Genomic DNA, 26,666 nt, shown 5'->3' with positions numbered 1-26,666 from the left:
TACTCACAATTAGCTTTCTGCAAGCCTCCTCAATCAAACTGGTTTACTTCACTGAAATTTGTTGAATTTGTGCAAACATTACAAAAATTTTTACAGCGATGGCAACAGCGAGGAGTGTATACCCGTTTATTCCTGCCCCTTTTTTTCCTGATCATCGCCGTCAGCGCCCTGCGCTACTACCTGATGATCAACAGCGAAGTCGCCGATGCCAGACAAAGAATAGCGACAGAACTAAGGCATAGCAGCCACTTCCTCATCCCTGCACTGAGCAGCCTGTCTGAACGTAGCGATACTGAGTCCATGCGCCAGCTCCTGGCACAGGAAGTAGAATCCAGCCCGGTACTGTGGCGTATCACCTGGCAATATAAACAAGGGCAGATACAGAAACAAATTCAGGGTCAGGACCAGACCGCACCTGCGGCAAGCTCACCAGCCTGGTTTAACCGCCTGTTGTCCCTGCATACAGAAAGCATGGCCCGGCAAGTCAGGCTGGCAAATGGCGACATCGGTACGCTGAGCCTGGAAACCAGCATCGCCAGTGAAAATAGCCACATCTGGCAAAAAGTCATGAGCCAGGGCAAGATTTCACTGGCCATTATTTTCACTATATATTTTTTGCTGGGCCTGATCCTGCGCTCGAACGTCAACACCCTGCGCAGGCTGGCAGATGCTACGGACAAATTCAAGAAAGGCCAGCATTCGATACGCATGTCGGTCACCGGCACGGCAGAAGCGCGCGCACTGGCAACCACCTTCAATGGCATGGCCAACGAGGTACAGACCCTGCTCACGACCCTGCAACGCAGCCAGCGCGCCAATAGCGAGCAATTGCATTTCACCTGGCAATTGCTGCATGCCTTGCCCATCCCTATATTTTTTCAGGACCAGTACGGTATCTGTCAGCGCATCAACCGCGCCTGGGAAGAATTGTTTGCCCTGAATGCTGCCGATGTCGTGGGCCGCCCCATGCCTGTGCTGGCACTGGGCAATGACGCCGCGCCATCCCTGCAAAATGAACATGGCAAGCTGGTCAGGGAAATCCAGATACAGGCTGCCGGTCAGATACTGGATGTAATTTATTACCAGGCCAGTTTCACCAATGTCGATGGCGAAGCCACAGGCAGCATAGGTGCCCTGATTGACATCAGTGAACGCAACCAGGCACAGGCCACGCTGGCGGCGGCAAATGAAAGAGTGGAAACTACCCTGGCATCTATCGGTGACGCCGTCATCAGTACGGATGTCGATGGACGCATACTGATGCTCAACAAGGTAGCGCAGCAAATTTGTGGGTGGAACCGCAAGGAAGCACAGGCGCATGAACTGGCCGATGTGTTTGCTTTAAGCGATGTACTGCAGCGCGACAAGCTGAGAGAATTTTTGCAGCAGATTTGCCAGAGCAGCGAAATCCTGCAAGCGAATAATCAATTGTTGACCGCACGCAGCGGTCAACAGTTTGAAGTTGATTACACGGCAGCGCCGATCAGGCAAAGAGACGGCACGGTCACAGGCTGTGTCCTGGTATTCCGCGATGTCAGTGAAAAACGCCAGTTGATGCAACAACTGAACTGGCAGGCAGGGCACGATATCCTGACCGGCCTGGAAAACCGTGCGGCGCTGGCAGAACGCTTCAGCACGGCGATACAAACTGCCCACGACCAGGAAACATGGCTGGCAGTTTGCCTGCTCGACCTTGACCACTTCCAGGCCATCAATGAAAGCCATGGCCAGGAATTTGCCAACAAATTATTGCAGCAGGTTGCACGCCGCCTGGAAGACAATGCAGGCAGCGAACATCATGTGGCGCGCCTGGGTGGTGACGAGTTTGTCGTACTGCTGCAAAACCAGCGTGACATCGCTGGTGTCGAACTGAACCTGGCATTATTGCTGGCAGTACTGGCGCAACCTTACGAAATAGAACAGCAAGGCATCAGCCTGTCGGCCAGCATAGGCGTGGCAATTTATCCGCGTGATGATGTGAATGCCGATACCCTGTTGCGTTGTGCCGACCAGGCCATGTACCAGGCCAAGCTGAACGGACGCAATCAATTCCATTTATTCGACGCCGAGCAAGACCAGCAATTGCGTACCCACCACAACCAGCGCGCCCGCGTGCGCCAGGCTTTGCAACAAGGCGAGATGCGCTTGTATTTCCAGCCCAAGGTCAATATGCGCCAGGGCCGCATCATCGGCATGGAAGCGCTGTTGCGCTGGCAACATCCTGAGCAGGGCATCGTTGGGCCTTTGAATTTCTTGCCGTTGATAGAACATACTGACCTGATCATCGATGTTGGTGATTTTGTCTTGCAACAGGCCATGGAACAATTGCGCGCATGGACACATCAGCATGTGGACTGGGTCATCAGTGTGAATATCGCGGCGCGCCATTTCCAGTGCAAGGACTTTGTCGAGCGCCTGCGTGCGGTGCTGGCAGCCTACCCGGATGTCGCCCCCGAACGCCTGGAAATAGAAATACTCGAATCTGCTGCCATCAAGGATATACAGCATGTACGCGAAGTCATGCTGGCCTGCCAGCAAATCGGTGTCAGCTTTGCACTTGATGATTTTGGTACCGGTTATTCTTCATTGTCATACCTGAAACGCCTGCCCGCCGATACCCTGAAAATCGACCAGAGCTTTGTCCGTGATATGCTGGAAGACAAAGACGACCTGGCCGTCATCAGCGCCGTCATCGGCCTGGCACGCGCCTTTAACCGTGGCGTGATTGCAGAAGGCGTGGAAAGTGCCGAACATGGCGTAGCCCTCATGCGCCTGGGTTGCGAACTGGCGCAAGGTTACGGCGTCGCCCGCCCCATGCCAGCGGGCCAGGTCGAGGCCTGGGCAGACAGCTATGTCGCCCCGCTGATCTGGGGACATGGCAAAGGCCTGGAATGGGAAGGTGCCTGAGCTCGAATAAATAATAAATTGGAGACACCATGCAAACAATCAGCGGTCAATGCAGTTGCGGAAAAATTGCCTATCACTACCCGGCCCCCGCATTGCAAATCGTCGCCTGCCATTGCGGCCTGTGCCGCCGCATGACAGGAGCAGCATTATCATCTTATGTCGTGGTCAAGGAAGCTGAGCTGGCATTCACCCAGGGTCAGGAACTGCTGAAAAGCTATACCGTCACATCGCGTACCCAGCGCCATTTTTGTACTGATTGCGGCACGCCCCTGTACAACTCGAATCATGAAACGTATGCAGGTCTCAGCATGCTGTATCTGGGCACAGTCAATCAACATGAAAGCCTGGCCCCGCGCATGGATATTTATTGTGAGAATAAATTATCCTGGCTAGAGACTTCTGACAGCTGCAGGCATTTTGAGCAAATGCCACGCAAATCCTGAGAGATAAAAAAAGCGTGTCCCACTTTCAGGAACACGCTTTTTACATGAGTCAAGCAGCTTACTTCGCCGGATACCTGATCGTCATTTCCTTCAACAGATTATCGGCATGATCAACTTCTTTCATGACCCATAACATGTAACGGATGTCGACATGAATGGCGCGGGTGATGGCAGTGTCGAAGTACCAGTCCTTGGTAATCGATTCATAGGTCGAATCAAAATTCAAACCCACCAGTTCACCATTTTTATTCAAGACAGCAGAGCCGGAATTGCCACCGGTTGTATCAGCACTGGACAGGAAATTGACAGGCACGGTTTGCAGGACATTGTCCTTGAATACGCCGTAGCGTTTTTCCTTCACGGCTGTCAATAAATTTTCCTGCATATTGAACGGCGCTTTGCCCGTGTGTTTTTCTACTATGCCTTCGACTGTCGTGAACGGGCCTTTGATGACGCCATCACGCGGTGAATAAGGTGCTACCGTGCCATAGGTCACGCGCAGGGTGGAGTTGGCATCTGGATAGACTGGCTTGCCCTGGGATTTTTTCCATTCTATGACGGCTTGCATGTATTGCGGAATCACCCGTTCCAGATTGCCATCGAGCTCTTTGCGGCGGTCTTCGAGTGACATGGCAGTGTCATGCAGTTTCACGGCCAGACGCACAAAAGCATCGTCGGATTGTTCAAAAGCCTTGCGGTCCTTGCCCATCCAGGCCAGTCGTTTGGAGGTTTCACCCAGGCCGCTTTGCTGATACAGGCTGGCCACACTCTCTGGTGTCGGCAACAATACATCCAGACCCTTTGGATGGGATGCTGCTGGTAATTTACTATATCTTTGCAGCGCTGCAGTGAACCTGGCCTGATCGACATTTTGCAGATAGGATTGTTCCAGGCGGCTGAGTTTGCCAGCGATGATATTCATGTCGCGCTGCTGGTAACCGGGCTGGCGCTCTGCATCCGGTTTTGTGCTTTCCACCGCCAGGCGGTAGAGCGTGCGTGCACTCTTCAGCATTTCGCTGGTGCTGGCAACTGACCAGGCAAATTCTTCTTCTGACATCGCCATGTCGGCAGCGATGACGGTATCAAGCTCTTTCAACAAATCCTTGTTGCTGCCATGCTGGGCATACCAGCGGCGAAACTCTGCATCCTGGCCATCCTTGATGGCAGCGATGTCCTTGCGGGCAAAGCCTTCCAGCAAGCCCTCTGTTTTCTTCAAACCATTGTTGAGGCCTTTGGCTACGCTGGCATAACGTACACCAGCACCAGCATTGCCTGAAGTTGCAGCGGCAATGACGGCGAGATCAGCTTTGGTTTCTGCCACTTTGGCAGGGTAGCTGACATCACGGGCATAGCGTATTTCTGCCGGCAGTTTGTAGCGGCTGGTGCGGCCCGGGTAACCTGCCAGCAAGATAGGGTCACCATTCTTCAAACCCTGGGCAGATACGACGAGAAAGTCTTTTGACTGATACGGCACGTTCTCGACAGACAGATCGGCAGGGCGGCCATTCCTTCCTACATAGGCACGCAGAAAGGCATAGTCACCGGTATGACGCGGCCATTCAAAATTATCGACCTCGCCACCAAAATTGCCTATCTTGTCTGACGGTGCATATACCAGGCGCACGTCACGTATCATGATCTGGCGTATGCGGTAATACTCAAGACCACGATGGAAACTCGGTACCGAGCAACGGTAGGCCTTGTCTTGCTCACATTCAGCAATCAGCGCCTTGATACGGTTTTCCACATGCTCAGCCCTGGCGCGGCCAGACATGGCGGCGGTCAGCCCCTTGTTGATCTGCTCAGTGACATTCTCGACTTTTTCAGTGATATACATGCGCGCATCGGGGCCTGCGGGCAATTCATCTGCCAGTGTCTTGGCCAGAAAACCATTTGCAATATAATTTTTTTCTGCTGTCGAATTTCTTTGTACGGCACCATAAGCGCAATGATGATTGGTTACCACCAGGCCGGTATTCGATACAAAAGAAGCCGAGCAACCGCCGAGCGATACCATCGCTGACATCGGGTGTTTTTGCAAATCCGCCAGTTTTTCTGCAGGCACATTGATGCCTATGCGCTTCAGTTCAGATTTTAGTTGTGGCAACTGGTAGGGTTGCCACTGACCTTCGTCAGCATAAGCAGAGGAAACAACACCAGCCAGGGCCAGCGGAAGAGCAAGGGTTTTAAACAAAATACACTCCAAATTAAATTCTTAAGTCATACGCATGATTTGCTAATTGCTTCATAACAAAACGATTCATAGCAAATTGACTAATTACCATGAAATACAAGCAATTAGGCGCAAATACAGACATATCTTAGCTGAAATAGTTCCTGCATTTCTCGAAGGGAAGATGGCAAACTTTAAATTATTCCATTTACCGGAATAATTAATTTAGGATTTAGTCTATTCCTATATTTCCATGAAACATACAAACTGTGGTTCATGCCATTGCATATCAATACCGTTACCTCAACCTCAATTGAATGGAAATATCATGAGCCGCATCAATCTCGTCACCAAAGAAACTGCCAATGCTGAGCAACTGGCCCTGCTGGAAGCGATACAAACCAAACTGGGCATGGTTCCGAATTTTTTGAAAGCCTTTGCCAATTCCCCTGCCGCCTTGCGCGCATTTCTGGGCTTGCATGGCATCACCGGTGAAGGCAGCCTGGACCCGCAAACCCGCGAGCGTATTGCCCTGGCAGTCGCGCAAAAAAATTCCTGTGAATATTGCGTCTCTGCCCATACTGCCATAGGCCGTGGCACTGGCCTGGACAATGAAGAAATGGCTGCCAACCGTGCAGGCAGCAGCCAGGACGCGAAAGCCGCGGTTGCCGTGAAATTTGCGCGCTCACTGGTCGAACATGCAGGTGAAGTGAGCACGACAGAAATTCTGGAAATGCGCGACCACGGTTACAGCGATGCCGACATTATCGAAGTCATCACCCATGTGGGCATGAATATCCTGACGAATATCCTGGGCAAGGCCACTCGTCTGGAAATCGACTTCCCTAAAGTCAGCCTCTAAGTCCAGAAATCTGTCCCGTCACAGCGAGGAGATCATCATGTCACGCGCATTTGCCGATATCAGTTTTACCCCAAGCGTCAAAGCCGCACAAAGCCTGTATGGCAGCCGCGAAGCCAATCGTGGTTTTGAACTGGTGGAAGAAAAACGCGATTCCCTGCTGGCGCAGGACATGGAATTCATCGCTGCCCGCGACAGCTTTTACCAGGCGACGATTTCAGAAAACGGCTGGCCCTACGTGCAACACCGCGGTGGCCCAGCCGGTTTCCTTAAAATCCTCGATAACAAGACCATCGCTTATGCAGATTTTTCTGGTAATGCCCAGTACCTTAGCGTGGGCAATCTGCTTGCCAGCGACAGGGTATCCTTGATACTCATGGACTATGCCCGCCGCCGCCGCATGAAGATATGGGGCCATGCCAAAATCGTTCATGAAGAGGATGATGTGCGCCTGATCGCCAGGCTGGAAATGCCTGGCTACCGCGCCCGTGTCGAGCGTGCCATTGTCATCACGGTAGAAGCCGTAGAGTGGAATTGCCCGCAACATATCACGCCCAGGTTTAGCGAAAAGGAAGTGCAGGGCATGCTGGCGAAGCTGCTGACTGAGAAGCACCAACTGGAAGAACAGTTAACACAAAAGACTGCACCGGCAAAACCCAGCAGCCTTGGTAATGGCCCACTGGAACTGGTGATCACAGGCGTACGCCAACTCAGTCCACGCATACGCGCTTATGAACTGCGTGACCCTGCAGGCAAGGATTTGCCTGCGGTGAGCGCAGGCGCACATTTGCGGGTACCCGTCTTGCTGGCAGACGGGCAGGCGGCTACACGTCAATACTCCATCAGTTCTGCTGGTGGACCAGCTGACTGTTACGAAATTGCCGTGCTTGCCGCACCCGAGGGCCGCGGAGGCTCCATAGCAGTCCACGATCTTTATGCGCTGGGCATGCACCTGCATTGTGATTTGCCACGTAATGACTTTTCATTGCATGCGCATGCGGCACCAGCCGTGCTGATCGCCGGAGGCATAGGTATCACCGCTATCAAACCCATGGCTGGACAATTGTCAGCGCAGGGGCGGCCATGCACTTTGCACTATGCTGGCCGCACGCTCAATGCGATGGCCTATCGTGCAGAGTTGCAAATGCAACTGGGTGCCTCATTGCATCTGTATGCGGCAGATCTGCAGCAACGCATGGATATACACAACATCATGGAAGAAGCCGGTCAGGACAGCCTGTTCTATATCTGCGGCCCAACCAGCATGATCGCTGCCGCGCAAAGTACTGCGGCGGCTTTGGGCATAGACCCGCAAAGAGTACGCTATGAAAGATTTGCGGTACAAAAATCAAATAAGGACGAAGAGATACGGGTGGAGCTGGCACGCAGTAAAAAAGTCATCCATGTCCGCGCTGATCAGACCATTCTGCAAGCCGTGCGCGCCCATGGGGTAGTAGCACAGGCAGAATGCGAAACCGGTAATTGCGGCACTTGCGCAGTAAAATTGCTGGGCGGGCAGGCACTGCACAGGGATGCGGTGTTGACAGAAGCAGAGCAAAAAGACCGCATCTGCATCTGTGTCTCGCGTGCACAAGCGGGTGAACTGGTGCTTGATCTGTAAAGCTATTATTGCAAAGACAGGAAGATGTCCGTCACCATCAGGTGTTCAGGCACATCAGGGAAGAAGCTGATGCGCTGGAAGAACAGGGGAAAGTCGCGCAAATTGCGCTCGCTTTGTGGCAGCCAGCTGTTATACAAAAAGCGCACGACATTTCCGAGCTCAGCATCACTGCCAGTATGCCTTATTACCGCACATTCTCCAGCGGGGATAGTCTTGTTGACGATGCCATGCTCGTTCTCTGCTACTGGCGCAGTGACTGCCGCTGCGAGGTCAAAGCGAAAATCGGCAGCGGGCGTTTGCTCAGGGTCGTCATAGATAAGATTAAATGTCGCGCTGACGCTGGGCGGCAGTTTGTTAAGCTTGCGCCAGGCAATGAAGCGCTGGATGCTGTTGGGCAGCAAGCCGGGCGCGCCGCGATGTTCCAGCACGGCGATACGGGTTTCAGGGAAGGCGACGATGCGTACATCGCCGTGTTGATAAGTCATGGGCATATGCTGTTCTCTCAATTGGATCAAGGTTGAATTGCTGTCTTGCCAGTTGTCCCACTGAGGCTGTTTCCTGAATTGCACCGGGCTCAGTCCCAGGCTTTTTTTAAAAGCACGGGAAAAAGCTTCACTGCTTTCATAGCCATTATCCAGCGCGATATGAATCACCTGTTTATGGCTACGGAATGCCAGTTCATACATGGCTTTTTTAAGTCTCAATAGCTGCACATAGCGAAATGCCGCCAGACCAAAATATTCAGAAAACTGCCGGTGAAAATGAAATTTTGAGAAAGCCGCAACTGCACTTAAACGCTCCACCGATAAGTCTTCATCCAGATGGGTATCGATGTACTGCAACACACGCAGCATGCGCTGTTGGTAATTGGATTCACTCAATGATTTCTCCCTGACAGACTGCAGAATAAACAGCCTCCAGCGATGCTGCATGATAGTTCTTGCTCAGTTCTGTCTTTCTGCGTCAGTCATGCCGGTGGCGCAAGCGTTCCAGCAAAGCCTGTTCACAGAGTTTGAATAGCATGTAGGCAGCCATGGCAGCGCAGGCTGACAAGATAAGTTCGAGCAATTGTTGCAAGCCACCTTCGACCAGGCCTATCCAGCCATTGTCGAGCAGATACTCAGCATTGGCACTGAACAGGTGGACAATGTCGAAAGACAGTTTGCCAAACACAACGAAGCTCAGGGTCAGCAGCAAAAAACTGGCAAGACTATGCTGGCATAACCAGGTATAGAATTTTCGCTGTCTTGCCATGTGCTGTCCTTTCAAAATTGCTGCTCTTACGGTAAGTCTGTTCAGTTTTTTTCGACGATATTATTGATGCTATGCAGACCCTCATCAAATTTGCCACCCACCATTTTATCCATGCTGAAAAACAGACTCATGAGTTTGGACATGAAGTTGCAAGGACCAAACATGGCATGACTGACGACCGTGCCGCCATCTTTTTCTTCAAGACGGAACTCTATGGTATTTTGCGCAGCAAATGGCTTGTAGAAATTGATTTGCAGGCGCAGGTAATCATGAGGCCGGGTTTCCAGGATTTCCATCTTGCCTTCGCCAAGGTCTTTGTTCCCCTTCCACGCATAAACCGCTCCCTGCCCCTGCGCAGCACCGCTATAGGTGCGCTGCACAGCCGGGTCGGCCTTTTCCCAGGGAGACCAGGCTTCCCATTCGTGAAAGTCATTAATCAGGGGGGAAATCTGTTCAGGCCTGGCCTGGAATGCGAGAGATCGCTCGACACGAAAATGATCCGGCAAGCTGGCGACATACAATAAGAAGGCAGCGAACAAAAGCACGACAATGGCAATGATCATGAGACGTCTCCTCAATGTTAAGCTAATAGCTTAATTTGCCTGAGGCCTATTTACCAGCATTGCATGCAAGCCCTAGTATATTTTGCTTACAAAATTTACTGTCAAAGTGAAATCCAGGACCAGCGCTTGCTGTTTTTCAGGCAACAAACTGGCTATACTAAGGCCATTCTCCATTAATTTATCCATATTCCTATGCCATTACCGAGCGATGCAGGCCAGACCACCAACTTTACGCTAACCGGCGTCACGCTGATTGATGCGCTGCTCCATGGGATCAAATGGGGTGGCCTGAATGGTGCAGTTGTGACTTACAGCTTCCCATGGACTGCGGGCGAATCCTATTTTTATGGGCGCAACAGTTCCAGCAGCTACACCTCGGACAATGAACCGGGTGCCAGCCACATGGCGCTCAGCCTGGAACAGCAAACCGCCACCAAGGCTGCCATGCAGGCCTGGGCCAATGTCGCTGACATACAGTTTGTACAGGTTGCTGACAACAACAACAGTGCAGGAAATATCCGCGTTGCCTGGACTTCATTCGCAGACACCACATCAACAGGCGATAAGGCCTGGGGCTGGGCATACAGACCAAGCAGTGTCAGCCCTTCTGGCGGGGACATCTGGCTGTCTGGCAATGGCAATAAAACCAATACCAACTGGAGCGTGGGTTCATTCAATTATTCATCATTGATACATGAGCTTGGTCATGCGCTCGGGCTCAAGCACCCTTTCGAGGGTGATGTGGTCTTGCCTACGGCCTTTGATACGGCACAATATTCCATCATGTCTTACACGGAACAAGCCAATGACATGTTCAGGACCATCACTTACGATGCCTCAGGCAAGCCTTCATTCAGTTTCAAGTACATCGTGCCAGAAACACCGATGGTGCTGGATATCGCTGCCATGCAATATGCGTATGGTGCCAACAATAGTTACCGGACGGGCAACGACGTGTATACTTTCGACCCGAATACCCCTTTCCTGAAAACCATCTGGGATGCTGGTGGTAATGACACAATTTCTGTCGCCAACTTTACTCTGGGTTGCATGATCGACCTCAGCCCCGGTAGTTATTCTGACATACGCATGGTGTCTGCGCCCAATCCGCCTGGCTATACCGGTGGCACGGTACCAACTTACGATGGCAGGCAAAATCTCGGCATCGCCTATGGTGCCTATATAGAGAATGCGATAGGCGGTGCTGGCAATGACACTTTGTATGGCAACAAGCTCAACAACAGTTTTACAGGCAATGGCGGCAACGATGCAATTGATGGTGACCTGGGCCTCGATACCGCCATCTACAACGGTCTGCACACAAATTACAGTGTCAGCGTCAAAGGGGGCACTGCGGTAGTCGCTGCTAAAACTGGTACTGAAGGCACGGATACCCTAGTCAACGTAGAACGCCTGCATTTCACCGATGAAAACATCGCCCTTGATATCAATGGCATTGCCGGGCAGGCTTACCGCCTGTACCAGGCGGCCTTTGACCGCAAGCCAGACTTGAAAGGCCTGGGTTACTGGATCAATGATATGGACCAGGGTTCCAGTCTGACAACGGTAGCGGCGGGCTTCATGTTGTCGGCTGAATTCCAGAAACTGTATGGCACTAAACCCACGAATACCGTGCTGGTCACCAATTTCTACCAGAATGTCTTGCACCGTACACCAGACCAGGCTGGCTTCAATTACTGGCTGGATCAGCTCAACACCAATAAAATCACTGCCGCCGGTGCCCTCGCCAGCTTTTGTGAAAGCGCCGAAAACCAGGCTCTGGTCATAGGTTCTATACAAAATGGCATTGAATACCTGGTCTGGCCTGCATAAACACGCAGTAATAGCCACTTTCAGTCTTTCATACCTCAAAGCCCGCCACGCTGGCGGCAGCTTACCCTACAATGACGACATATCCGCCGGGCTGCTCATGAAAGAGCAGCCTGCTGTCGTCGTCTTCATACAAAATACCTTCCATGTCAGAATCCACCGCCTTCAATACCCTGCCGCTATCCGCCCCCATGCTCGCCAATCTGGAGAGCATGGGCTACAAGGAAATGACAGCCATACAGGCAGCCAGCCTGCCCATTATCCTGCAGCAGCAAGACCTGATCGCCCAGGCCAAGACCGGTAGCGGCAAGACCGCTGCTTTTGGCATAGGCATGCTGGCCAAGCTCAATCCCACTTATTTTGCCGTCCAGGGCCTGGTGATTTGCCCGACGCGTGAGCTGGCTGACCAGGTCGCCAATGAATTGCGCCGTCTGGCCAGGACCATGCCAAACGTCAAGATCGTCACCCTGTGCGGTGGCACGGCCATGCGCCCGCAGATTGCCTCGCTCGAATATGGTGCCCACATCGTGGTCGGCACACCTGGCCGCCTGATCGACCATATCAGTCGTGACACCATCAACCTGAAAACCGTACAAACCCTGGTGCTGGATGAAGCCGACCGCATGGTCGACATGGGCTTTTATGATGATATCTACGACATCGTCGCCGCCACGCCCACGCGCAGACAAACCCTGCTGTTCTCGGCAACCTACCCGGATGATATACGCCAGGCCAGCGAACAATTGCTGCGCGACCCGGTGGAGATCAAGGTTGAATCCCAGCATGCCGCCAATCATATCGAACAAGTGTTTTATCTGGTCACACCTGAAGGACGCAATACCGCTGTCGCCACGCTGCTGCATCATTACCAGCCGACATCCACCATTGCCTTTTGCAATACCAAGATACACTGCCGCGAACTGACAGAAGAATTGCACGCCCAGGGCATCAGCGCCCTGGCCTTGCATGGCGACCTTGAACAACGCGACCGCGACGAGGTCTTGATACGTTTCGCCAATCAAAGCTGCTCAGTCCTCGTCGCCACCGACGTCGCCGCCCGCGGCCTGGACATACAAACCCTGGGTGCCGTCATCAATGTCGACGTCTCCAAAGACACCGAAGTCCACATCCACCGCATAGGCCGCACAGGCCGTGCCGGTGAAAAAGGCCTGGCCCTGAGCCTTGCCACACCGGGTGAAAAGAAGTGGGTCAAACTGATAGAAGAGTATCAGGGTGAATCCGTCAGTTGGGGTGATATCCACGCGATTGAAGCCGGCCCGGAAAGAGACCTGCAAGCCCCGATGATGACCATCTGCATCATGGGCGGCAAAAAAGACAAACTCCGCCCCGGTGATCTGCTCGGCGCACTGACTGCTGATCTGGGCTTGAAAAAAGAACAGGTAGGCAAAATCAATGTCTCGGAATTTGTCACCTACGTCGCCATAGATAGGCAGGTTGCAGAAAAAACGGTAGATAGGCTGAGCCGTACCAATATCAAGGGCAGGCAATTCAGGATGCGGATTGTTGATTGATTGCAGCATCATGAAATATCAACAGCAGTTGGATTGATGGTGCTGTTGGGTTGCTTTTGACTTTGGGGTTGCTTTTGACTTTGGGGTTGCTTTTGACTTTGGGGTTGCTTTTGACTTTGGGGTTGCTTTTGACTTTGGGGTTGCTTTTGACTTTGGGGTTGCTTTTGACTTTGGGGTTGCTTTTGACTTTGGGGTTGCTTTTGACTTTTCGCAGTTCCCATGTGTAGACGCCGTTTGTGCGGTACAGAAAATGGAAAGAGAAGAGCCGCTGTTTGAGCCAAAGGCGAGTTTCGGATCTTCCCATTTTTTGTACTGCATAAACGGGAACCCCGCAGGGGCGGCTACGCCTGGGTCGCCTTTTTTCGCTTACCTTTTTTGGCGAAGCAAAAAAGGTGAGTAGCTGCCGGGCTACCCCCGGCCGGCACTCTTAAATAACGTATAGGGGCATTAAAATCAGATATGCAATTATGATGTATCTGAAATTAGTTTACGTTAAAGTATGCTCCGAACGTTGCTGGAGCGCCAGCCCGGTAGATTCCTGCCGACGCAGGAATGAAGTAAATAAGATTGTAAGTGGGCTAAGAAATTACTTCCTACGCCTGCCTCACCAATAACTTCCCAACATCCACATCCCCCGCCAATTTCATCCCAAAATGCTCCAACAGCAAGCTGCGGTATTCATCTTCATCACGGATGCTATGCACATGCCGCCCATGCTCATCGGTGATGATGCATTTATTGTTGGATATGCTGATGCGACCCTTGGCGGTGGCAATAGAGCATATCGACTTTTGCGTAAAATGCGATGCTGGCGAAGTCTGCTGATAGGTACACATCTTAAAAAAAGCAGCGATGGCATAAGCCTGCAAACTGAAGCGGTATTGTGCATGCCCTGCACCAGCATCCCTGGCCTGCATGAGCACATAATGTTGCTCACCATCCGCTGCCAGATAATAATGCAAGCCCAGTTCATGTACGCCTTCACCACCTAATTGCAAAGGTGTACGGAAGCAATCGCCAAAACCGACATCAGCCAGATAATTCTGCCCATCTACACGCACCAGCAAGAGCATGTGATCAAAGTCCGGCCCATAGTCCTTGCCATTATGCACTCGGGCAGACAAGCGGCTGACGCCAAAACCCAGGGTTTCCAGCAGTAGTGCAAAGGCCTGGTTCAGTTCATAACAAAAACCACCGCGCCCCTGCCGCAATAATTTATCTAGCAAGGCATCCGTCGATAAATCCAGCTTGTTGCCGAGACTGATGTCCAGGTTTTCAAAAGCGATCTTTTGCAGATGCGCCTGATGCAGGGCTGTCAGTGTCGCCAGATCAGCATTGCGTGGCCCACGGTAAGCGAGCCTGTGCAGATAAGCATCAAGTTGTGCTTCATTCAGCATGCAGGGCCTCCGTGAATTTCTCTATCGCAAGTGCATGCTCGGCATGAATGAAATCATCCTGACAGCTTGCATATAGCATGCCTTCATATCCCATGCCGAGATAGTCAAAAGTATGCTGGAACACTTGCTCAAAGCAGGCGGCGGGTATGGCATCGTAACCCGTGCCCAGCAGGGCGGCCTTCTTTGTACGCAACTGCCGCCCCAGGTCTTTTTCGACTTTCAGCAAGTCAGAAATCCTGTCCATGAAAATTTTCATGATGGCGCTGGGAGAGTACCAGTACATCGGGGTTGCAAGTATGATGCGGTCGAAGCTGAGTACCTGATTCATCAGCGTCAGAAAATCATCGTCGCGGTTCCTGAACTCATAATCAAAAGGAGCGATCCGGTATTGATTAAGATCGATGACACTGGCTTTGAGTTTGCTGGCAACGGAGCTAGCGAGTTCAGCAGTATTACCTGTACTTCTGGAACTGCCAACGAAAATAACAGTACGGGTTTCAGGCATGGTTGCGATACACAATCAACAAGAAAGAAACCTGAATATACTCCGCTATAGCAATTCTTGCAGAGCAGCCCTCCGCAGAAAATAAGCGAGCAAGCTGCCTGCCCCCGTCAAAATCCGCTTCGCTTGCCCGTACCGGTCTCGATCAAGAAGTCTTCGCCTGCTTGCGGTTTCTTCACATAGCTACGCAAGGCATCCTGCAGACTGCTGGTCGATATCTTGCCAAGTAATTTTTCCAGTTTTTCACCTTGCAATTGATGCGGACGCTGCCACAGGTAGCGCATTTTGATCGCGGCGCGCAGCATGGGAGAAAACAGGCCTATGGCCTGCATCAGCAACCAGGGCATGGCTTTGGCTTTGAGCGGGCGGCCACTCAATTGCTCCAGTGCGGCATGCACTTCCTTGCCGCTGGCTGTAATGCCAGGGTAATGCATGACCTCAAAAGCAGGCAAACGATGACGCTGCTCAGCAACGCGCACGAATATCCTGGCCAGATCGGGCAGATAAGCCCAGGCATGCGGCAAATCATCTGGCCCCATATGGGTGACCACACCTTTGGCGAGTGACTTGGTGATCGCCATGTCCAGCCAGGTGCCGGTGCCGCCAATGAAATCACCGGCGCGTAAAATCATACAGCGTAAGCCCTGCTGGGTAGCAACCGCCAGGCTTTCTTCCATGGCTATGCGTTGTGCCGCCCTGGTTGTATTGGCGACAAAAGGCGTGTCTTCTGCCAGCACCGGAGGTAAATCTGCACCGAAGTTATACACATTGCCGGGCACCATCAGCAAAGCCTGGCTGGCGCTAGCGATGCGTATGACAGCTTCGGTAGTCGGCGGCAATAGGGTATCCCAGCGGGTATAGTCGGGATTTACCGCATGCACCACCACATCCACCCTGGGTACTGCAGCCAGTATGCGGGCAGTATCAAGTACATCGCATTGCAGGAACTCTATATTTTGCTCCGGCCTGTCATAGCCAACTGAACGTGCCTGGGCAATCACGCGCCAGCCTGCTGCGGCAAAGGCCTCCACCGCAGCCTGCCCCAAGCGGCCTTTGGCACCAAGTACCAGCACTGAGGGTGATTGAGCATTGCGCGCTTTGGATGCAAGATTCATGAGGAGCTCCGGTAGTGGGCTAGGCAGAAAAAATAAGTAATGCAGGCATTCTCAATCTGGCAGGATGTATTTACAATCGACATAAATACATAAGTCCTATTCAAATTTGAATGCCTTGGCTTGTATTTTTTCATCGGTTTTTGTGTATCTTTAGCCTGTCTTCATGATGGAATCACATGTCCAAGCTCACTTTCGACCCCTGCCAGACTGACTGGAACCTGATTCGCAGCTTTGTCGCGGTCGTAGAACAAGGTTCGCTGACGCGTGCGGCTGAAGTTCTGGGGCTGAGCCAGCCCACGCTATCGCGCCAGATCGCTGAGCTGGAGGGCAGCATAGGTGCGGCCTTGTTTGAAAGGGTGGCGCGTGGTCTGAAATTGACCAGCACTGGTGAAAACCTGGTCGAGCCTGCCCGTTACATGATGGCAGCGGCGCGCTCACTGGGCATGGCGGCAGCGACCCAGGATAATGGCTTGCGCGGCACGGTCAGGATCACTGCCAGCGAGATGGTGTCCGGCTTTGTCTTGCCAGCGCTGCTGCGCGAGCTGGCGCAGTTACATCCAGAAATCCAGATAGAACTGGTCGCCAGTAACCAGGTCAGCAATTTGCTCGAACGTGAAGCCGATATCGCCATACGCATGATACGGCCAGCACAATCTGCCCTGATTGCCCGTCACCTGACAGACTGGCCCATAGGCATGTATGGTCACAAGGATTATCTGGCAGGCCTGCCTGCACTGCCTTCAAACAACCAGGCAGCCACACTGGCCTTGATGCAAAAATTCCGTTGGCTGGGGCTGGATCAGTCTGACCAGTTTATCGCTGGCTTTCGCGCGGCGGGCATACAGATAGACCGCAGCTTCTTCGACTTCCGTTGCGATAACTATCTGGTCAACTGGCAGGCAATACAGCAAGGCCTGGGGATAGGCATCGCGATGCAATGGCTGGCAGAGCGAAATCCTGACCTGGAACAGGTGCTGGTAGAACAGGAATTGCCGTCCCTGCCTGTATGGCTGACCACGCATCGCGAACTCAAGTCCAGCAAGCGTATCAGGACCGTGTTTGATTTTCTGGCAGAAGGTTTATTGCAACACAGGTTTTAGCAACCACACATCAGGTACTGATCGATGTCGAATAAATACCAGCGTCCGCCTGCATTCACAAATATCACTCTGTAAGCGGGCTGGTGGGTAGCGCTTTCCAGCATGGCTCCACGATGCCAGGCTTCAGCAATGGAAAAATCAGCGATGCCATCCTTGTCTATATCTATGCTGGTGATGCTGGCCTGAGAAAAATGCTCGAAGGTATTCGATTTTGCCTTACTATCGTATTGCAGTTTGACTGGTGCTTGTGTCGTCACTTTTGCTGAACCATGCAATGCTGACAGTTCGGTGCGAGTATAGAAATACAAAATCGCTTCATCTTTGGCCTTGGGTTGCAAACTTTCCAGCCTCCTTTGTGCCAGACTCTTTACAGGCTCAGGCTGATCTTCAGATTCTATAAAACGAAAACCCTGTTGGCAGTTATCCACACCGAGGCTGTATTTTAAATCTGAGTTTTTTGATTTGACGCGGCCATCCAACATGAGCAGGTTTTTGATCACCGGTTTTTGCAGAAATACATCGACCTTACCCAAATCCCACCAACCAATCACATTGATGCCTGAAGGCTCATAGTTATCCCAATAAGGGCCACTAACAGGCTTGATCGCATACGGTATCTGATATTGCCTGGAGATTTCTTCAGGACCCGCAGAAGGCCTGCCCAGTTCATCCAGTGATTTGAAGTACGAGGGTGCTGCCGCAGGTAAATCCAGTTGCCGCAACATCACCAGCACGCTGGGATAGAACAGGGATGAATGCAAACGGGCAGTAGCCTCAGTGGTCTTTTTGCCTGGTAATTCCTCAGACTTTGCCAGCTTCGATAATTCTTCCCATGGAGCCGGAGGCTGGAAATAAGGTGAAGCTGGCTCGATGATACCGGCCATCATGCGCTGCTTCATGGCTTCAAATTCAGGGATAGGGTAGCGCTTGAGCGCTGGCCGTTTTTCCCACACAAAATTACTGTCTACCGTTTCCAGCGCTTTTTGTTGTGGACTCAGCATGGTTTCCTGGAAATAGGAACCGGCATCTTGTAAACGTCTGAAGCTGGGCGCCATCCAGAAAGCACGTGCCGGGAAGTAATTCGTGCTTTCACTGCTGCGATGATAGCTATCGACAAAGTCTTCTAGTCGCAAAGCCTTTTCACCCAATAAATTACAGGCAAGAAAACCCTGCTGTCCCTGACCCCAGGTAATTGCACAAAATTTTCCATTAGACGCTGATGTATCAAGCTGTACCGGAGTATTAGTCACCAGATGCGCCACCACTTGCGCGTTGGCCTCTGGTTTTTCCCTGACATTCACCCATGAACCGTGCACCCAACGCGCTTCAGTGCTGGCACTTGCAGCTATCGGGCTACAAAGAATTGTGGCAAAAAATAGTGCGTATATTTGCAATCGCATTGACATCTTCTTCATGTACAGTTCAAGTTAATAACGCCAGTTACTTTAGCGCAAATCCTGTCCAGGCCAAATTCTTTTTAACAGAATTTCAGTACATATTGGTACTCGATACGAGAAAGGCAAACTGATGTCAGTGATGGGACGAAACATCCGCGAACTGACGATTTGGATGCACAGTCGCATTTCCGGCGCGAGCAACACATTTCTGACGTTTTTCCTGCATAACCGGCAAATCAATCACTCGCTTCATGTAGCAACACTGCCAGAAAATAATTGCTCTATTACTCACAATGACGCGCTACCACATTTAGCCAGCAAATGCGAAACCGTTGAGGCCTTACGCAAAGATAATGGGCGGTCAAATATATAAAAATTTAATGATAGAGATTCTTGTTGTTTGCACCTTTTGTGCTGCTTCAACTGAACCGCATCTATAACATTTTCATAGCGGCTGCCGCGCAAGCAAGGTCGCCAACTTCACACATCTACTCGTCCTGATCTGTTTGTTTTTCGGCTACATGTCGGTCGGCAGGATCTGTATATATTTTCCAGCAGCTCCAAAGCGCAAGAATCTGGTAAACCGGTGCCATGAATACCAAATCAACTCGCATGGCATGCACAGTGAACGTCGCTTCGGTGTATGTAAAAATCCACCAGAAAAAAGCAGTGACAGCAAACAACAGGCGGCTGCTCTTGCGGTAGTTATTAAGGCACGCTGTGAAGCTCATCAGCAGGGCCACAAAACCACAGGCAAATGGATGAAATGCAAACCACCACGCGGGTGCAAAGAGGAAAGTGAACATAATGAGCGAACGATCAGGAATATTGAAAAACAGATCAGCCTATTTCCAGACGGAAAGATCGATTTGCACCTGACTCTGGTAATGGGTCTGGTGCGGCCACCCACCCCAGTGACGTGTACAGCCTTACCGCGCTGTACATCGTGTCCCAGGTATCCAGATGCAAGATTTTCAAATCACATTGTTTGGCGCGCTCGACCAGTTGCACCATCAACGCGCGGCCTATGCCTTTGCCACGAAGGCCTTTATCGACATGAAAACCAAACACTTTCCCTTGCTGATCATGCATGGCTTCCAACGCGATGCAGCCGCAGATATGCCCATCAAATTCCGCCACCAGTTCTATGGCATTTTTTGTGTCGGCTAAACCTGCTGAACCAATTGCGGCATCCAACCCATCAAATTCGACTTCGATACCAAAATCACTGAGTGAGGTTAGTACTATGTTGCGTATCCGTACATGATCAGCTTGCTGTGCATTTCTTACGACCAACATGAATTCCCCTGAATTTCGCCATGTTCAGGATGATGCCACAGATGGGGTGAGACATGAAATTTGCATGAGAGTTGACTTGGACATATATGTTATCTGGATCATACTTCTGGGTTCAGAATGCAAAAAGCAGTGCAATTTCTTGCACCGCTTTCTACATGGATTTTTGAAACAATAATTCAGCCAGCACCCAGATAAATAAATTTGAACAAGAACACCGCAGCTATCGCCCAGACTATCACTTTCACTTCTTTGGCACGACCTGTAAATAACTTCAGTGTCGCATAAGAAATAAAACCAAACGCTACGCCGTGTGCAATCGAGTAGGTGAACGGCATGAACAGGGCAGTGATACCTGCAGGTATGCTTTCAGAGGTATCACTCCAGTCGATCTCTACCAGTTCACGCAACATCAGGCAGGCGACGTAGAACAAGGCTGGCGCTGTCGCATAAGCAGGCACAACGCCAGCCAGTGGTGCAATGAACAGGCAAGCCAGGAACAACAGACCAACTGCCACAGCTGTCAGACCTGTGCGGCCACCAGCTTGTACACCGGCAGCACTTTCTATGTAAGCAGTGGTGCTGGAGGTACCAAGGAATGAGCCAGCAACAATTGCAGTACTGTCGGCCAGCAGAGCGCGGTTCAGTCTTTCCATCTTGCCATTCACCAGCAAGCCCGCACGGTTGGCGACACCCATCAGCGTGCCGGTTGCATCAAACAGCTCCACCAAAAAAAACACCAGTACCACGTTCAGGATACCTACTGACAAGGCTCCCATGATGTCGAGTTTAAACAGCGTAGGATCGAGAGAAGGTGGCATGGATACCACGCCATGGAAGGTGTTGCCACCAAAGAAAAAACTCAACACCGTCACCGTCAAAATACCAATGAGGATGGAACCACGCACCTTGAATTTATCCAGCGTGACAATCAAAAAAAAACCCAGCGCCGCCAAAATGGGAGGAGCCTTGTGTATATCACCTATGCCTACCATGGTGGCAGGATTGGCGACGACAATACCGGCATTCTTCAGCGAGATCAGTCCAAGGAAAAGACCTATGCCCACTGTGATGGCAGTACGTATCGATTGTGGTATGCCGTTGACGATCATCTCGCGTAATTTAAATACACTGACGGCAACAAACAGGCAGCCGGAAATGAAGACTGCGCCCAGTGCTGCTTCCCACGGTATGCCCATACCCTTGACGACTGCATAAGTGAAGTAGGCATTCAAACCCATGCCTGGTGCCAGCGCCATGGGGTAGTTGGCATACAGACCCATGATCATGGTCCCTATCGATGCAGCCAGGCAGGTGGCGACAAAGACAGAATCCTTGGGCATGCCAGCATCACCGAGGATAGATGGGTTGACGAAAATGATATACGCCATGGTCAGGAAAGTCGTCAGACCTGCCAGTAATTCTGTACGTACATCGGTACCGTTTTCTCTTAGCTTGAAAAATTTGTCGAGAAAGGAAAGCCGCGCAGGACTGTGATTGACAGGCCTGTTGCTATCTTGTGCAGCCGGAATTTGCTCGGAAGTTAACACGTTTGTCTCCTCAATTTTGGATATACCAATTGAATAATTAGAATTTGTGAAAAGACGATAGCGCAATTATTTCGATATCAAGCCCGTCGAATATCTATAGATGCTATTTGAATTTGAATATGTGGAAGTTTTTATTAATTCTTTAACCAATAATCTGGCTGTGCATAGATGGCTTTCAGGGTATCGATAAAAAAGCGCGTCTTCACCGGTAAATGCCGTTGTTGCGGATATACAGCGACGATGTCGTATTGTGGCAAGGCATAATCATCGAGCACGGTAATCAACTCGCCAGAGATCAGTTGCGACTGTATCTCCCACGAAGAACGCCAGGCCAGGCCCAGGTCTTCACAAGCCCAGCGGTGTAGCAATTCACCATCATTGCAATCCAGATTGCCAGCCACCTTGATGGTCACAGGCTTGCCGTTTTGCTGGAAATACCAGCCGCGCTGTTGCCCGCCCTGCAAGTTAAACGCGAGGCAATTGTGCTGGGCCAGGTCTTCCAGCGTGCGCGGTATGCCATGTCGCTCAAAATAGGCTGGAGTACCGCAAACCACACGGCGGTTGCTGGCCAGCTTCACCGCAACGAAATTGGGATCAATATTGCCTCCTATGCGTATGCCCAGGTCATAACCCTCACGTATCAGATCGACCACTCTATCTGTCAGGTTGAAGGAAATCTGCACGGCAGGGTTGGCTTTCACAAATTGCGGCGCATGCGGTGCCACATGCTTGCGCCCGAAGGCGGCGGGGGCTGATACGATGAGATGACCGGTGGCCTTGTGCCGTCCCTCGGATACCAGTTGATCGGCATAACCCAGGTCAGCCAGCAATTTGCGGCAATGATCGAGATAGACCGTACCCTGCTCGGTCAGCGTCAGATGACGGGTACTGCGATGCATGAGCTTGACGCCCAGGCGTTTTTCCAGCGCATCGATGCGGCGGCCCAGCATGACAGGGGTGATGTTCTGGCCCAGCGCGGCGCGGGCCAGGCTGCCTTTTTCAACGACATCGACGAAGGCTTCGATTTGGGTGAGTTTGTCCATGATCTATCGCGGGTTGATTGCCAAAAACCCCTCACCACAGAGGCACAGAGGAAGGAAAGACTTCTTGCAAGAAGTCTTCGTTCCGCAGGCATGCGGCATGCCGCATGAATTCCCTGTTACACCACAGAGGGGACACGGAGAAAATCTTTGAAGAGTCATTATTCCATACTTCAGGTATCGAATACAGCGAGAATTTGTCGTCTTATCAGCCATCCCTTTTGCCTTTAGCATGTGTTTCAACATCTGCATACACACGACTAATAGCAAAACTGGAGAGCAAAATGGCAAAGATGACGGCTGCGCAAGCGGCGGCTTATGTGTTGGAAAAAGAAGGCGTGCATCAGGCATTTGGTGTGCCGGGTGCGGCGATCAACCCGTTTTATGGGGCTTTGAAGAAGCAGGGCACCATCAAACACATCCTGGCGCGCCATGTTGAGGGGGCTTCCCACATGGCCGAAGGCTATACCCGCGCCCAGGCTGGCAATATTGGCGTCTGCATAGGCACATCCGGTCCGGCGGGTACGGACATGATTACCGGCCTGTATTCTGCCCAGGCGGATTCCATACCCATACTCTGCATTACTGGCCAGGCACCCAGGGCAAGGTTGTACAAGGAAGACTTCCAGGCAGTCGATATAGAATCCATTGCCAAGCCTGTCACCAAGTGGGCGGTAACGGTGCGTGAACCGGCACTGGTGCCCATGGTGTTCCAGCAAGCTTTTCATATCATGCGCTCTGGCCGCCCTGGCCCGGTATTGATTGATTTGCCATTTGATGTGCAGATGGCCGAGATAGAATTTGACCCTGACACCTATCAACCGCTGGAAGTGTATAAGCCCAAGGCCACCCGCGCGCAGATAGAAAAAGCGCTCACCATGCTCAATGATGCAGAGCGCCCGCTGATCACCGCTGGTGGCGGCATCGTCAATGCCAATGCCTCAGCCTTGCTGGTGGAATTTGCCGAACTGACTGGCGTGCCTGTCATACCTACCCTGATGGCCTGGGGTGCAATAGCAGATGACCACCCTTTGATGGTAGGCATGGTCGGCTTGCAAACCAGCCACCGCTATGGCAACGCCACCATGCTGGCATCTGACTTTGCGCTGGGGATAGGTAATCGCTGGGCGAATCGTCACACTGGTTCCATTGATGTGTTTACCAAAGACAGAAAATTTGTCCACATCGACATAGAACCCACGCAAATTGGCCGTGTGTTTGGCCCTGATTTTGGCATCGTCTCTGATGCTGGTGCAGCATTAAAACTTTTCATCGAAGTTGCCAAAGAATGGAAAGCCGCAGGCAAACTCAAGGACCGCTCTGCCTGGGTAGCCGATTGCCAGCAACGCAAACGCACGATGTTGCGCCGTACGCATTTTGATAACGTGCCAGTGAAGCCGCAACGCGTGTATGAAGAAATGAACAAGGCCTTTGGTCGCGAAACCTGCTATGTCAGCACCATAGGCCTGTCGCAAATCGCTGCCGCACAATTCCTGCATGTGTATTACCCGCGTCACTGGATCAACTGCGGCCAGGCCGGTCCTCTGGGCTGGACCATACCGGCAGCCCTCGGTGTTTGCGCGGCTGATCCGCAACGCCAGGTGGTTGCCATCTCTGGCGATTATGATTTCCAGTTCATGATAGAAGAACTGGCCGCCGGTGCGCAATTCAAACTGCCCTACCTGCATGTGGTCGTCAACAATTCTTACCTTGGTTTGATACGCCAGTCGCAACGTGGTTTTGACATGGATTATTGCGTGCAACTGGCTTTTGAAAACATCAATGCGCCAGAGCTGAATGGCTATGGCGTCGATCACATCGCCGTGGTCGAGGGACTGGGTTGCAAGGCCATACGTGTGACTGAGCCTAGCGCCATTGCCGATGCCTTTGCCCAGGCACAGCGCTGGATGCAGGAGTTCCGCGTGCCAGTTGTCGTTGAAATCATACTGGAGCGCGTGACTAATATCGCCATGGGCACCGAGATCAGCAATATCAATGAATTTGAAGAGCTGGCGACGGAAGATGCTCATGCGCCAACGGCTATCGCCCTGCTCGATTAAACAATTAGCGAAAAATTTTCAGGTGCCGGGCCTCCCCGCCTGGCACCCCGTGAACTCCCGCAGCATGCCTGCGGGAGGCTTACGGTCACTCATCTACAAGGATATGCGATGACCAGACTGGCCGCCAATCTCAGCATGTTGTTTACCGAACATGCATTCCTAGACCGCTTTGCCGCTGCCGCACAGGCAGGCTTCAAGGCTGTGGAATTTTTATTCCCGTATGCATTGGAAGTGAAACAGATCGCAGCAAAACTGCAGGAAAATAATTTGCAACTGGTGTTGCACAACCTGCCCGCTGGCAACTGGGAAGCCGGAGAACGCGGTATCGCCTGCCATCCTGATCGCGTGGAAGAATTTCGCCAGGGTGTCGATATAGCCATCGCTTATGCAAAAGCCTTGAACGTCTCGCAACTGAATTGCCTGGTCGGTATACGTCCGGCAAATGTCAGTAAAGAAGAAGCAGAGCAAACCCTGGTTGCCAACCTGCGTTATGCGGCTGACAAACTGAAAGCTGCGAATATCAGCCTGCTCATCGAAGCCATCAATACCTACGACATACCTGGCTTCTTTTTATCCGGCACCCAGCAGGCACTGGACCTGATACGCGCTACCGGTTCAGACAATATCTTTGTCCAATACGACATCTATCACATGCAACGCATAGAAGGTGAACTGATCAATACCATCAAGAACAATCTGGGAAAGATCAGACATATACAGCTGGCCGACAACCCAGGCCGCTTTGAACCAGGCACAGGCGAAATCAATTACCACAACATCTTCGCCGCACTGGCCTACATGGGCTACCAGGGCTGGGTAGGCTGCGAATACAAACCGCAGAACGGCACTGTCGCTGGTTTGGGCTGGATTAAATCGCACGACCTTTAATTTTTAAGACCCTAAGACCTCTCAACACAGAGACACGGAGACACAGAGAAAGGCATGAGAAAAACTTTATTCTTTTCATACCATCTCTAAAAAACGAATTCTCTCTTTTGTTTTTCCTCTGTGTCTCTGTGCCTCTGTGGTTAATGGTCTTCATCAAACAACAACGAAACTATCAGGAACTATCATGGCTAAAATTGGATTTATAGGTTTGGGTATCATGGGTGCACCTATGGCCGGGCATTTGCAGACGGGTGGGCACAAGCTGTATTTGCACGACATCAAGAACCCGCCGTTTGAATTGATAGAACGCGGTGCCACCGTCTGCACTTCGGGTGAAGAAGTCGCCAGACGTGCAGACATCATCATCATCATGGTCCCGGATACACCGCATGTAGAAGCTGCGCTGTTTGGTGAAAACGGCGTTGCTGCAGGCCTCGAAGCTGGCAAGATCGTGGTCGATATGAGTTCCATCTCACCGATTGCCACCAAGGACTTCGCCAAGAAAATCAATGCCCTGAAATGTGATTACCTTGATGCGCCAGTATCCGGTGGTGAAGTAGGTGCCAAGGCAGCAAGCCTGACCATCATGGTCGGTGGCGCGGAATCTGCGTTTGACACAGTCAAACCCCTGTTCGAACTGATGGGCAAGAACATCACCCTGGTCGGTGGCAATGGCGATGGCCAGACCACCAAGGTCGCCAACCAGATCATCGTTGCCTTGAATATACAGGCTGTGGCTGAGGCCTTATTGTTTGCATCCAAGGCCGGTGCTGATCCAGCCAGGGTCAGGCAGGCACTGATGGGTGGTTTTGCAGCATCGCGCATACTGGAAGTGCATGGTGAACGCATGGTCAAGCGCACTTTCAACCCCGGCTTCAGGATAGAACTACATCAAAAAGACTTGAACCTGGCTTTGCAAGGGGCAAAAGCTCTGGGTGTCTCTTTGCCAAACACGGCAACCGCGCAGGAATTGATGAATGCCTGCTCGGCCAATGGTATGCGCGGCCTTGATCACTCAGCCCTGTGCCGGGCGATAGAGATCATGTCGAATCATGAGATTGCCAAGGCTTGATCCTTGTTAGCCTTCAACATTGGATGCACGAAAAAATTTCACCTGGCGATAAGCTGTTTGAAGGCAT

Annotated in this window: 23 protein-coding genes; 10 read left to right on the top strand and 13 right to left on the bottom strand. The window is 51.7% G+C overall.

What is annotated here, in order from left to right; all coding sequences use genetic code 11:
• The first annotated feature begins 114 nt into the window (after positions 1-114).
• Positions 115-2,907: an EAL domain-containing protein gene (locus UNDKW_RS28545; RefSeq protein ID WP_162061537.1), complete on the top strand. Its 2,793-nt coding sequence runs from the start codon at positions 115-117 to the stop codon at positions 2,905-2,907.
• Between the two features lie 29 nt (positions 2,908-2,936).
• On the top strand, positions 2,937-3,350 hold the full coding sequence (locus UNDKW_RS28540) for a GFA family protein (protein WP_162061536.1): 414 nt from the start codon (positions 2,937-2,939) through the stop codon (positions 3,348-3,350).
• Positions 3,351-3,408: 58 nt separating this feature from the next.
• Here the strand turns inward: UNDKW_RS28540 and UNDKW_RS28535 are convergent, their stop codons facing one another.
• Positions 3,409-5,544, bottom strand: coding sequence for a S46 family peptidase (locus UNDKW_RS28535; protein ID WP_162061535.1), 2,136 nt, complete (start codon positions 5,542-5,544; stop codon positions 3,409-3,411).
• A gap of 307 nt (positions 5,545-5,851) precedes the next feature.
• On the opposite strand from UNDKW_RS28535, the gene UNDKW_RS28530 reads away from it, so the two are divergent.
• On the top strand, positions 5,852-6,385 hold the full coding sequence (locus UNDKW_RS28530; RefSeq protein ID WP_162061534.1) for a carboxymuconolactone decarboxylase family protein: 534 nt from the start codon (positions 5,852-5,854) through the stop codon (positions 6,383-6,385).
• Positions 6,386-6,422: 37 nt separating this feature from the next.
• Positions 6,423-8,003, top strand: a complete 1,581-nt coding sequence (locus tag UNDKW_RS28525; protein ID WP_162061533.1) for a pyridoxamine 5'-phosphate oxidase family protein — start codon at positions 6,423-6,425, stop codon at positions 8,001-8,003.
• Positions 8,004-8,008: 5 nt separating this feature from the next.
• Here UNDKW_RS28525 and UNDKW_RS28520 read toward each other — a convergent pair whose 3' ends face one another.
• Genes UNDKW_RS28520 through UNDKW_RS28510 form a run of 3 tightly spaced genes read right to left on the bottom strand, consistent with a single transcriptional unit; the run spans position 8,009 to position 9,820 of the window.
• Positions 8,009-8,935 (bottom strand): GyrI-like domain-containing protein, encoded by a 927-nt coding sequence (locus UNDKW_RS28520; RefSeq protein ID WP_162061532.1) that lies wholly within the window; start codon positions 8,933-8,935, stop codon positions 8,009-8,011.
• A 31-nt stretch (positions 8,936-8,966) separates the two neighbouring features.
• Positions 8,967-9,257 (bottom strand): hypothetical protein, encoded by a 291-nt coding sequence (locus tag UNDKW_RS28515; RefSeq protein WP_162044176.1) that lies wholly within the window; start codon positions 9,255-9,257, stop codon positions 8,967-8,969.
• A 41-nt stretch (positions 9,258-9,298) separates the two neighbouring features.
• The gene (locus tag UNDKW_RS28510) at positions 9,299-9,820 is read right to left on the bottom strand and encodes an SRPBCC family protein (protein ID WP_162061531.1); all 522 of its coding nucleotides are present in this window, start codon (positions 9,818-9,820) and stop codon (positions 9,299-9,301) included.
• Positions 9,821-10,012: 192 nt separating this feature from the next.
• On the opposite strand from UNDKW_RS28510, the gene UNDKW_RS28505 reads away from it, so the two are divergent.
• Together UNDKW_RS28505 and dbpA are read left to right on the top strand one after the other, a co-directional pair.
• Positions 10,013-11,653, top strand: a complete 1,641-nt coding sequence (locus UNDKW_RS28505) for a DUF4214 domain-containing protein (RefSeq protein WP_162061530.1) — start codon at positions 10,013-10,015, stop codon at positions 11,651-11,653.
• Positions 11,654-11,796: 143 nt separating this feature from the next.
• Positions 11,797-13,182, top strand: coding sequence for an ATP-dependent RNA helicase DbpA (gene dbpA / locus UNDKW_RS28500; protein ID WP_162061529.1), 1,386 nt, complete (start codon positions 11,797-11,799; stop codon positions 13,180-13,182).
• Positions 13,183-13,190: 8 nt separating this feature from the next.
• Here the strand turns inward: dbpA and UNDKW_RS28495 are convergent, their stop codons facing one another.
• From UNDKW_RS28495 to UNDKW_RS28480, 4 genes are all read right to left on the bottom strand, one after another.
• Positions 13,191-13,403: a hypothetical protein gene (locus UNDKW_RS28495; RefSeq protein ID WP_162061528.1), complete on the bottom strand. Its 213-nt coding sequence runs from the start codon at positions 13,401-13,403 to the stop codon at positions 13,191-13,193.
• Positions 13,404-13,775: 372 nt separating this feature from the next.
• A complete protein-coding gene (locus UNDKW_RS28490) occupies positions 13,776-14,579 on the bottom strand; it encodes an arylamine N-acetyltransferase (protein WP_162061527.1) in 804 nt (267 codons plus the stop codon).
• Positions 14,569-15,084 carry a flavodoxin family protein gene (locus tag UNDKW_RS28485; protein WP_162061526.1) on the bottom strand — a complete coding sequence of 172 codons (516 nt, stop codon included), beginning with the start codon at positions 15,082-15,084 and terminating at the stop codon, positions 14,569-14,571. Before UNDKW_RS28485 ends, UNDKW_RS28490 begins: the two co-directional genes overlap by 11 nt.
• Positions 15,085-15,191: 107 nt before the next feature.
• Positions 15,192-16,196, bottom strand: coding sequence for an NAD-dependent epimerase/dehydratase family protein (locus UNDKW_RS28480; protein ID WP_162061525.1), 1,005 nt, complete (start codon positions 16,194-16,196; stop codon positions 15,192-15,194).
• A 176-nt stretch (positions 16,197-16,372) separates the two neighbouring features.
• Here UNDKW_RS28480 and UNDKW_RS28475 point away from each other — a divergent pair, with 176 nt between their 5' ends.
• Positions 16,373-17,296, top strand: coding sequence for a LysR family transcriptional regulator (locus UNDKW_RS28475; protein WP_162061524.1), 924 nt, complete (start codon positions 16,373-16,375; stop codon positions 17,294-17,296).
• On the opposite strand, the gene UNDKW_RS28470 is transcribed toward UNDKW_RS28475, so the two are convergent.
• The 5 genes from UNDKW_RS28470 to UNDKW_RS28450 form a co-directional block, all read right to left on the bottom strand.
• Positions 17,293-18,696 carry a hypothetical protein gene (locus UNDKW_RS28470; RefSeq protein WP_162061523.1) on the bottom strand — a complete coding sequence of 468 codons (1,404 nt, stop codon included), beginning with the start codon at positions 18,694-18,696 and terminating at the stop codon, positions 17,293-17,295. The genes UNDKW_RS28475 and UNDKW_RS28470 overlap by 4 nt on opposite strands.
• A 485-nt stretch (positions 18,697-19,181) precedes the next feature.
• Positions 19,182-19,499: a hypothetical protein gene (locus UNDKW_RS28465; RefSeq protein WP_162061522.1), complete on the bottom strand. Its 318-nt coding sequence runs from the start codon at positions 19,497-19,499 to the stop codon at positions 19,182-19,184.
• Positions 19,500-19,533: 34 nt separating this feature from the next.
• Positions 19,534-19,992 (bottom strand): GNAT family N-acetyltransferase, encoded by a 459-nt coding sequence (locus tag UNDKW_RS28460; RefSeq protein ID WP_162061521.1) that lies wholly within the window; start codon positions 19,990-19,992, stop codon positions 19,534-19,536.
• Positions 19,993-20,168: 176 nt separating this feature from the next.
• On the bottom strand, positions 20,169-21,407 hold the full coding sequence (locus UNDKW_RS28455) for an NCS2 family permease (protein WP_370529151.1): 1,239 nt from the start codon (positions 21,405-21,407) through the stop codon (positions 20,169-20,171).
• A 266-nt stretch (positions 21,408-21,673) separates the two neighbouring features.
• A complete protein-coding gene (locus UNDKW_RS28450; protein WP_162061520.1) occupies positions 21,674-22,582 on the bottom strand; it encodes a LysR family transcriptional regulator in 909 nt (302 codons plus the stop codon).
• Positions 22,583-22,863: 281 nt separating this feature from the next.
• Here UNDKW_RS28450 and gcl point away from each other — a divergent pair, with 281 nt between their 5' ends.
• The 3 genes from gcl (at position 22,864) to glxR (ending at position 26,599) form a co-directional block, all read left to right on the top strand.
• A complete protein-coding gene (gene gcl, locus UNDKW_RS28445; RefSeq protein WP_162061519.1) occupies positions 22,864-24,639 on the top strand; it encodes a glyoxylate carboligase in 1,776 nt (591 codons plus the stop codon).
• A gap of 108 nt (positions 24,640-24,747) precedes the next feature.
• Positions 24,748-25,527 (top strand): hydroxypyruvate isomerase, encoded by a 780-nt coding sequence (gene hyi, locus UNDKW_RS28440; RefSeq protein WP_162061518.1) that lies wholly within the window; start codon positions 24,748-24,750, stop codon positions 25,525-25,527.
• 184 nt (positions 25,528-25,711) lie between these two features.
• The gene (gene glxR, locus UNDKW_RS28435; protein ID WP_162061517.1) at positions 25,712-26,599 is read left to right on the top strand and encodes a 2-hydroxy-3-oxopropionate reductase; all 888 of its coding nucleotides are present in this window, start codon (positions 25,712-25,714) and stop codon (positions 26,597-26,599) included.
• The last annotated feature ends 67 nt before the right edge of the window (positions 26,600-26,666 follow it).

Origin of the sequence: Undibacterium sp. KW1 (assembly GCF_009937955.1) — a bacterium.
GTDB lineage: Bacteria > Pseudomonadota > Gammaproteobacteria > Burkholderiales > Burkholderiaceae_D > Undibacterium.
The sequence above is the reverse complement of the archived record's forward strand: the minus strand, read 5'-3'. Positions and strand labels throughout refer to the sequence as shown.